Consider the following 7,376-nt stretch of genomic DNA (forward strand, 5'->3'; position numbering starts at 1 on the left):
GCAAAATCGTTTCAAAATGAGAATTGCTGCCACTATCTCACCTGCATCGGTCTAACACCCCCTTAATAAGACTTATAGCAGAGAACGAGTTAGTTAGGACAACCTAAATCGCTAAAATTCAGTTCTGGCAAGGATTTTCCTTCTTCCTTCTGCCCGCTGCTATAATAGCGCACTGTGCGGTTTAATCACCTCAATCAGGAGTCAGGAGACGATGCCAAATCAGATTATACTTCATCTTTATGAGAAACGCTGTAAGCTGTAATAATTAAGAGGCATCTTAAAAAAAGTCAGAAACCCTTCTGTTCCCTGTTCCGGAGTTCTCTTGTCTCTAAAGTTATAGTCATTTCAATTAAGATTGAGAATATCAATGCTAGAGTTAATAAGGGTTTAACTGGTCTAGAGTGTATCAGACTTATCTGAAATGACTATAACTTTATTTTTAACTAGGTACTTAGAATGAAAAATGAAATATTAAATCTAGAATTTTCTCCCGATGTTCTTGCCGCTTTAAAAATAGGAATTGATGAACTCGGTCAAGAAATTAAACTTCTGGCCGCTATTTATTATTTTCAAGAAAAGCGACTTTCTTTAGGAAAAGCGGCGGAATTAGCGAGAATTAATCGCCTAGAATTTATGGATATTTTGTCTAAAAAAGGGATTGTATTGTTTGATTATGACGAATCGGCGTTAGCGGTTGAATTAAAGGGAATAGAAAAACTGGAGCCTGATGATTGTAAGTAACGCTACTCCCCTCATCGCTTTTGCGCGAATTGGTCAACTCGGTCTTTTACAAGAAATAGTTAAAAGCATCATTATTCCTAAGGCGGTAGCTCTTGAAATCAGCACTTACGATCAAGACAAAACTGGCTCGATCGATCTATTACGAGAACAGTGGATTTCTGTCCGAGAAATCGCCTCTCAACAGCAGGTTTCCTTACTATTACCGACTCTAGATCGAGGAGAATCAGAAGTCATCGTCCTTGCACTAGAACAAAAAGCCCCTTTAGTGCTTATCTATGAATTAGCTGCTCGTCAGGTGTGTAAATCTCTCAATATTCCAATTACAGGTTCGATCGGTATTTTAATTAAAGCAAAACAGTTGGGAAAGATCGCTGCAGTCAAACCTTACATAGAAACGATGCAACAACAAGGCATATACTACAGCCAGAAATTTATCGATCTTGTTTTACAAACAGTAGCAGAAGGATAGGGGAGAGTATTGTTCACTTTCGGGATCAGCCGAAACCCTTGTTTTTTGCGATCCCTTGCCCGTCACCATGAGTTAATAATAACTGCCAGATTTGCGATGATGGATGGCGGTTAAACCTTGGTGTAAAACCCTGCCTTTTTCTGCGATCGCATAAATCAACCAATGATCACCGCACTCCATTCGTTGTTCCACCCGACATTCCAGATAAGCGAGCGCTTCGGCCAGAATCGGCCCACCGTTCTCAGCTTTAGTGGTTTCGATATTAGCGAAACGATCTTCTCCTGGAGTAAAAGGTTTAAGAAAATGCTTCATTAAAGCTATATGTTGTCCTTCTTGGAGGATATTAAGGACAAAAGGCGTACCGCTATAAAGCAGAGACTCGATCGCTCGTTCTTTCGCCACGGCAATAGTCAATCCGGGGGGGGTAAACGTCGCTTGCGACACCCAAGAGGCTAACATGGCGCCGCGCAATTCTCCCAATTCGCAGGTGACGATACAGAGAGAACCCACCAAACGGCCCAGCGCCTGCGATCGCCGATCGCTTTGGGATTGGTTAACATTAGTTTTCGGTTGTCTGCTTTTGCGAGCTTTTTTGACTGCTTGAGCGAAATCGGTTCCCGCTTCCTCACAGGTCTTTAAAATTGCCTCCGTGGGCTTAAATTTAACCCGAATTGGCTCAAAACCGAAGCGATAACCGCCATCCCGGAATTTACCTTCCAAAAGATCGATCGCTTCCCCACTCCAACCGTAGGAGCCAAAAACCCCCACCAGCTTGCTTTTATCGCCATTTGCTAGGGTAATCCCCAAGGCGGTTTGGATGGGAGTCGGTGCGTGTCCTCCCAAAGTGGGGGAACCAAAGATAAAACCGACACTTTTTTCGATCGCCGTTTTGATCTCGTCCGGTTCAGCGAACTCGGCATTAATCGCCGTCACTGCTACTCCCGCTTTCGTGATCCCCATGGCGATCGCTTGAGCAAGGGTGGCGGTGTTGCCGTAGGCACTGGCATAAATCAGGGTGATTGTCAACTCTTGATACTTTTGTACTGCTAACCATTGTTGATAGGAAAGGGTCAATTCGTGCATCGCGTAACGCACCAGAGGACCGTGACCAACAGCATAAAATAAGGGCGATTTAGCGGCTAATTTCTCCAAAGCGTTGCTAATTTGGCTGGCATAGGGAGCCATGAGACAATCGAAATAATAACGCCGATCTTCGTTATAAACGCTCCAACCCTCATCAAAAATTTGGTCGCCACAAACGTGCGCTCCGAATAATTTATCGGTGTAGAGAATATCGGTTTTGCTGTCGTAGGTACAGAGTTGATCGGGAAATCTGGGGTTAGGAGTGGGGATAAATTCTAATTGATGGTTTGCCCCTAAATTTAATATTTCTTCCCCCTTGACAACCAACAGATTTAATGCTTCGGTTTCGAGAATTTTTTTCAGGGAAATTGCCCCCGGATTAGAACAAACAAAAGTGACTTGAGGAGCGATTTCTAAAAGTGCCTTGAGGGTGACGGCACGATTGGGGTTAACGTGACCGAGGATAATATAATCAATAGTTTTCGGATCGATTCTTTTAGTTAAAGCCTCTAAAAATATAGCCGAGAATGATTCCCCCGGTGGATCAAAAAGAGCGACCTTTTCACCTTTAATCAGATAACTATTGGCGGTGGTTCCCTTTTGTAATCCGTATTCGATCTCGAATTTTAACCGGTCCCAAGTGCGGGAACGAAAGACAAAAGTATCGACGGCGATCGGTGCTACTTGTACATCTCTCGGTTTGACAATTGCATTATTCATAATTTTAGTTACCAGTTATCAGTTAAGTAGTCAATTAGTTAAGCGGCAACTTGAGGCTGTGATCATTTTTTACTAGGCAAGTTTGGCATCAAAGTCAACACTTGATTTTTGACTAAATACAGCCTTTTATCGCTAGGGACGAGTGGGGAAATTTATAGGTTATCTTGCCAGCAGGAAGGACATCAATATCTACAGTACACTATCTCTGGGAAGAAACCTAGCTTCTAGCAATTGGCTCGCGGGTAACGATACTCCTCTGGGGGGATTTGCCAGTCTATTGAGAAATTCTAAAGGGAAGGTGATCCCCAGAAGGGAAGTGCTAGTCTGAGGGAAACCCTGCTCTTTCCCTATCAGGCAAAGTTTTTATGAGCTATCAGCACTCGTCTTTTGACTGCACTAGCGCCAATTTTGAGAAAGCCGCTTTGACTCATTTTCGCGCTCTTGTGGCTTTTTTACCAGATAATTGCCGTGTTTACCGGCAAACTTGGGAATTTTCTACGGTTCTCTGTCTCGATTTTCTAGCCTGTTTGCAGGGACTAGCAATCACCCGTCAAAATTTCGCCCATCTAGTTAATGTGACACAAGAACTGGGTTTAGGTCAAGCAATTATTTTGAAAGTAGGCAATAAAATCGTTGAGTGGCATCGTTTAACAGTCTAGAAAAAAATCGGCTCTCTGTATTCTTTGTGTCTCTGTGGTTTATCTTTAACGCTTATAACTACCTCTTACCTCTTGCCTCTGGGTGCATCTCATTTTTGCACTCTCAAAAATTAATTATGCAAGAACTCTATAGTAGGGTTGATTCATGAATCAACCCTACCCAAACCCTGGAGCGCATTAGTTTTTCGGTGGGATGCTTACAGGCAGCTGCTGATATGTCTGTAATAATTTAAGGGTCACTGATAATTGCTGATTGTCGGTATTTTTGCAAATGTGAGATGCACCCATTGCCTCTTGCCTATCCTAACCAAGAAGTTAATTTTATCCTATCTAGAACTGTTTGAGTTGAGAACAGGCCCCGATAATTTGACCAAGGCTAATACCACCATCATTAGTGGGAACAGTTTGCTGCCAGTAGGGTTGAAATCCCGAAGCTTGTAGGCGATTAATTGTTCTTTCCGTCAGATAACGATTTTGAAAACAGCCTCCCGTCAGGAGAATTTTTTCTCTACCTATTTTCTGAGCAATTTCTACAATAATCTCATATAAACTATTATGAAATTTAGCGGCAATTATGCCGATTTGTACTTGTTTTTCTAAATCCTCAACAACTCCTAAAATTATCTGATTCCAATCAATAACTATGGGGGAGTCGGCGGATAAAGAAAAATGATAATATTCTTCGGTTTTAATGCCTTCAAGAGCAAATTCTAACTGCATTGCTGCCTGTCCCTCAAAACTTAATTGATAACATAAACCTAGAATCGCCGCCACACCATCAAACAAACGCCCGACACTAGAAGTTAAAGGACAATTAATTTTTTTTGTTAACATTTGCCTAAAAATCGACCATTCCTGTTCACTAAAAGCTGATTTTATCCTATCAGTATTTTCCATAACTTCTAGTAATCCTAAAGCCACTCGTCTGGGTTCTTTAACTGCTTTTTCTCCTCCCAGTAATGGCCAGGGTTTAAAATGGGCGACTCGCTGCCAAGAATCGGCAGCAATATGGATAAATTCTCCCCCCCAAATTGTGCCGTCTAAACCGTATCCTGTTCCATCCCAAGCAACCCCTAAAACTGGAGGTTGTAGCTGATGTTCTGCCATGCAGGATAAAACGTGAGCGTAATGGTGTTGAATGGGAATAACGGGCAAATTTAAGCTATAAGCGTACTTGGTTGCTAGATATTCAGGATGAGCATCACAGGCAATAACTTCGGGTGCAAACTCGTATAATTTTTTTAAACTATCGAGGATATTTTCAAAATGATTGACGGCATTAACTGTATCTAAATCGCCTATATGTTGACTGATAAAAACTTGATTTTTTTGGTAGATAGCCACGGTATTTTTAAAATAACTTCCCACGGCCAGAATCGGGGGAAAATCTCCCTCATTAACTTTAACGGGAAAGGGAGCATATCCCCGCGCTCGCCGCAAAATCATCGCTTTTCCCGCCATTTCCCTGATAATAGAGTCATCCACTGGTCGAAGGATGGGACGATTATGAACTAGAAATAAATCGGCAATTTTTCCTAATTTTTCTAAAGCTTCTTTTTCCTCAATACAGATAGGTTCATCGGCTAGATTACCACTGGTTGCTACAATAGGAAAGCCCAATTCTGCTAATAAAAGATGATGTAGGGGAGTATAGGGTAACATGACTCCTAGATAGGGATTACCCGGAGAAACGGCAGCATAAATATCATTTTTTCGCTGTTTAATCAGGACAATTGCTGCTGCAGGAGACTGCAATAATTGCGATTCTAAAGAAGATACATAACCATGTTTTTTCACTAACTCAAGATTAGGATACATCACGGCAAAAGGCTTATCCGGTCGCTGTTTACGTTGTCGCAATTTTTGCACTGCTTCCGTATTTCTTGCATCGACAACTAGGTGAAATCCTCCTAATCCTTTTATCGCCATAATTTTTCCCTGTTCAATTGCTCTAGCAGTGGCGATTAAAGCTTGATCTTTTTCCGCTAATACAGAGCCTTGACTATCTAAAAGACTAATTTGGGGTCCGCAACGAGGACAGGCATTCGGTTGGGCATGAAAACGGCGATCCAGAGGGTTTTCGTATTCCCTTTGACATTCGGGACACTGATTAAAACCCCTCATAGTTGTGGCACTGCGATCATAGGGTAAACTCTCGATGATACTGTAGCGAGGACCGCAGTTAGTGCAGTTAGTAAAAGGATAGCGATAACGACGATTATTAGGGTCAAAAATATCGGCTAAACAATCGGGACAAGTGGCTAAATCGGGCAGAACAATTGTATTCTTTTCACCGCCGCTGCTCCGGCGTATGCTAAAGTTTTGATAACCGACGGTATTTAACCATTGAGTCTCAATATTTTCAATTAGCGATTGAGGGGGTTTTTCTAAAGATAATCGATTCAAAAAAGTTTCTAGTTTGTCTCGATTGCCCTCGACTTCAATAAAAACTCCCGCTGCTGTATTATTAACCCAACCAGTTAGGTTTAATTCCGTTGCTAATCGATAAACAAAAGGACGAAAACCGACTCCTTGTACTGCTCCGCGCACAATTAAAGCTAATCGCTGCTCGGATTGAATGCTCTGATTATTCATAAATAATTTAACGGGGAAATCATCAAATCTATCCCTGATTACTTTTCCCGTTATACTAAACTTTCACTAATCACCCGACAGCATTCTTCCACACTGGCCCTTTTTTCCATAGCTATCACTAAAGCTTGATAGGCAGTCTGTTGTTTTTCTAAAAGAGTTTTTGCCTGTAATAAACTCCAGCGCTCTTTTTGGGCATAATTATTCTCAGGAACCCCCGCTAATTTTAAGGCCGATTGCAGATAAAATCGATCGCTTTCTCCCCCTGCCGCTTTACCATAAACTAAGGTTTCGGCAGCAATTCCCGCCATCCACACCGTAGAAATTCGCTCTAAAAAAGCAGGAAAATCGGTAAAGTTCTTGACTTTTTGCCCTAAATCTGCTAATTCAAATTGAACGCCGCCGACTCCCTCTTGGCCTTGACGAAAGGCTTCCCAAGCGGTCAAACTATAACTGGCGATCGGAATACCCAAAATATAAGCGGTGAGAAAATGTCCGGCTTCGTGGTAAATAACTCTTTGACGGTGTTTACTAGGAGAAAGAGCATCCAGTAGTAAAGTCACGCCCCGGTTATTAAAGGTGAGAGTATCAACGGTAACTAATCCCAAGAGGCTAAAAGTAGCCAAAGCGGGGACAAAAGGCGAAATAGACAGCAAAGGGGTGACAAATACGGAAAGAGTGATCGAAAAAACGGTAATCGCGATCAGATTTAAAGCTGTCTGTTCCATAAAAATTAATAAAAATATACAAATGCTTAATACTATGTTACATTGCCTAGTTTTATTTTCCCCGAATCAACCAACCAATTACCCCACCCACAAAAGCAGTCACAATCGATATACCGATCTGTTTCCAGTTTTTTACTTCCCCAATTTTTTCAGCTAAATCGGGAATTTTTCCCACGGATGCCTCGATGAGTTGCACTCTTGCATTTAAACCCGTGATTTTTGCGTCTAAAGTCCTGATTTCTCCCTTAATTTCCGTCTGTCCTATCTCTAGGACTTGAATTTCTCTTTTGATCTCTCCGACGCTATTCTCGATCGCTTTTTGTCCACTCTCCAAAGAGGTTAAACGAGTTTCGATCGCTTTTTGTCCATTCTCCAGAGAGGTTA

General features: G+C 41.9%; 7 protein-coding genes. 3 read left to right on the forward strand and 4 right to left on the reverse strand.

Going from position 1 to position 7,376, the window contains the following annotated elements; all coding sequences use genetic code 11:
- Positions 1-456: 456 nt before the first annotated feature.
- Both PX484_RS20200 and PX484_RS20205 read left to right on the forward strand, forming a co-directional pair.
- On the forward strand, positions 457-741 hold the full coding sequence (locus PX484_RS20200; RefSeq protein ID WP_002754799.1) for a UPF0175 family protein: 285 nt from the start codon (positions 457-459) through the stop codon (positions 739-741).
- Positions 728-1,210 (forward strand): PIN domain-containing protein, encoded by a 483-nt coding sequence (locus PX484_RS20205; RefSeq protein ID WP_288105280.1) that lies wholly within the window; start codon positions 728-730, stop codon positions 1,208-1,210. Before PX484_RS20200 ends, PX484_RS20205 begins: the two co-directional genes overlap by 14 nt.
- Positions 1,211-1,282: 72 nt before the next feature.
- Here the strand turns inward: PX484_RS20205 and PX484_RS20210 are convergent, their stop codons facing one another.
- Positions 1,283-3,013: a diflavin flavoprotein gene (locus tag PX484_RS20210; protein WP_287766694.1), complete on the reverse strand. Its 1,731-nt coding sequence runs from the start codon at positions 3,011-3,013 to the stop codon at positions 1,283-1,285.
- A gap of 365 nt (positions 3,014-3,378) precedes the next feature.
- On the opposite strand from PX484_RS20210, the gene PX484_RS20215 reads away from it, so the two are divergent.
- A complete protein-coding gene (locus PX484_RS20215) occupies positions 3,379-3,672 on the forward strand; it encodes a hypothetical protein (protein WP_061431498.1) in 294 nt (97 codons plus the stop codon).
- 330 nt (positions 3,673-4,002) lie between these two features.
- Here PX484_RS20215 and hypF read toward each other — a convergent pair whose 3' ends face one another.
- The 3 genes from hypF to PX484_RS20230 form a co-directional block, all read right to left on the reverse strand.
- Positions 4,003-6,267 (reverse strand): carbamoyltransferase HypF, encoded by a 2,265-nt coding sequence (gene hypF / locus PX484_RS20220; protein ID WP_287766692.1) that lies wholly within the window; start codon positions 6,265-6,267, stop codon positions 4,003-4,005.
- 50 nt (positions 6,268-6,317) lie between these two features.
- Positions 6,318-6,992 carry an ATP-dependent Zn protease gene (locus PX484_RS20225; RefSeq protein ID WP_287668267.1) on the reverse strand — a complete coding sequence of 225 codons (675 nt, stop codon included), beginning with the start codon at positions 6,990-6,992 and terminating at the stop codon, positions 6,318-6,320.
- Between the two features lie 52 nt (positions 6,993-7,044).
- Positions 7,045-7,376 (reverse strand): hypothetical protein (locus PX484_RS20230; protein ID WP_288105283.1); only part of this gene is annotated, 332 nt, incomplete at its 5' end.

The organism is Microcystis sp. M49636_WE2, from assembly GCF_030065375.1.
Classification (GTDB): Bacteria; Cyanobacteriota; Cyanobacteriia; order Cyanobacteriales; family Microcystaceae; genus Microcystis; species Microcystis aeruginosa_C.

What these genes read in the sequence shown, in the direction of transcription:
- PX484_RS20200 (WP_002754799.1), top strand. Translation starts at nt 457, where the DNA reads ATGAAAAATGAAATATTAAATCTAGAATTTTCTCCCGATGTTCTTGCC.
- PX484_RS20205 (WP_288105280.1), top strand. Translation starts at nt 728, where the DNA reads ATGATTGTAAGTAACGCTACTCCCCTCATCGCTTTTGCGCGAATTGGT.
- PX484_RS20210 (WP_287766694.1), bottom strand. Translation starts at nt 3,013, where the DNA reads ATGAATAATGCAATTGTCAAACCGAGAGATGTACAAGTAGCACCGATC.
- PX484_RS20215 (WP_061431498.1), top strand. Translation starts at nt 3,379, where the DNA reads ATGAGCTATCAGCACTCGTCTTTTGACTGCACTAGCGCCAATTTTGAG.
- hypF (WP_287766692.1), bottom strand. Translation starts at nt 6,267, where the DNA reads ATGAATAATCAGAGCATTCAATCCGAGCAGCGATTAGCTTTAATTGTG.
- PX484_RS20225 (WP_287668267.1), bottom strand. Translation starts at nt 6,992, where the DNA reads ATGGAACAGACAGCTTTAAATCTGATCGCGATTACCGTTTTTTCGATC.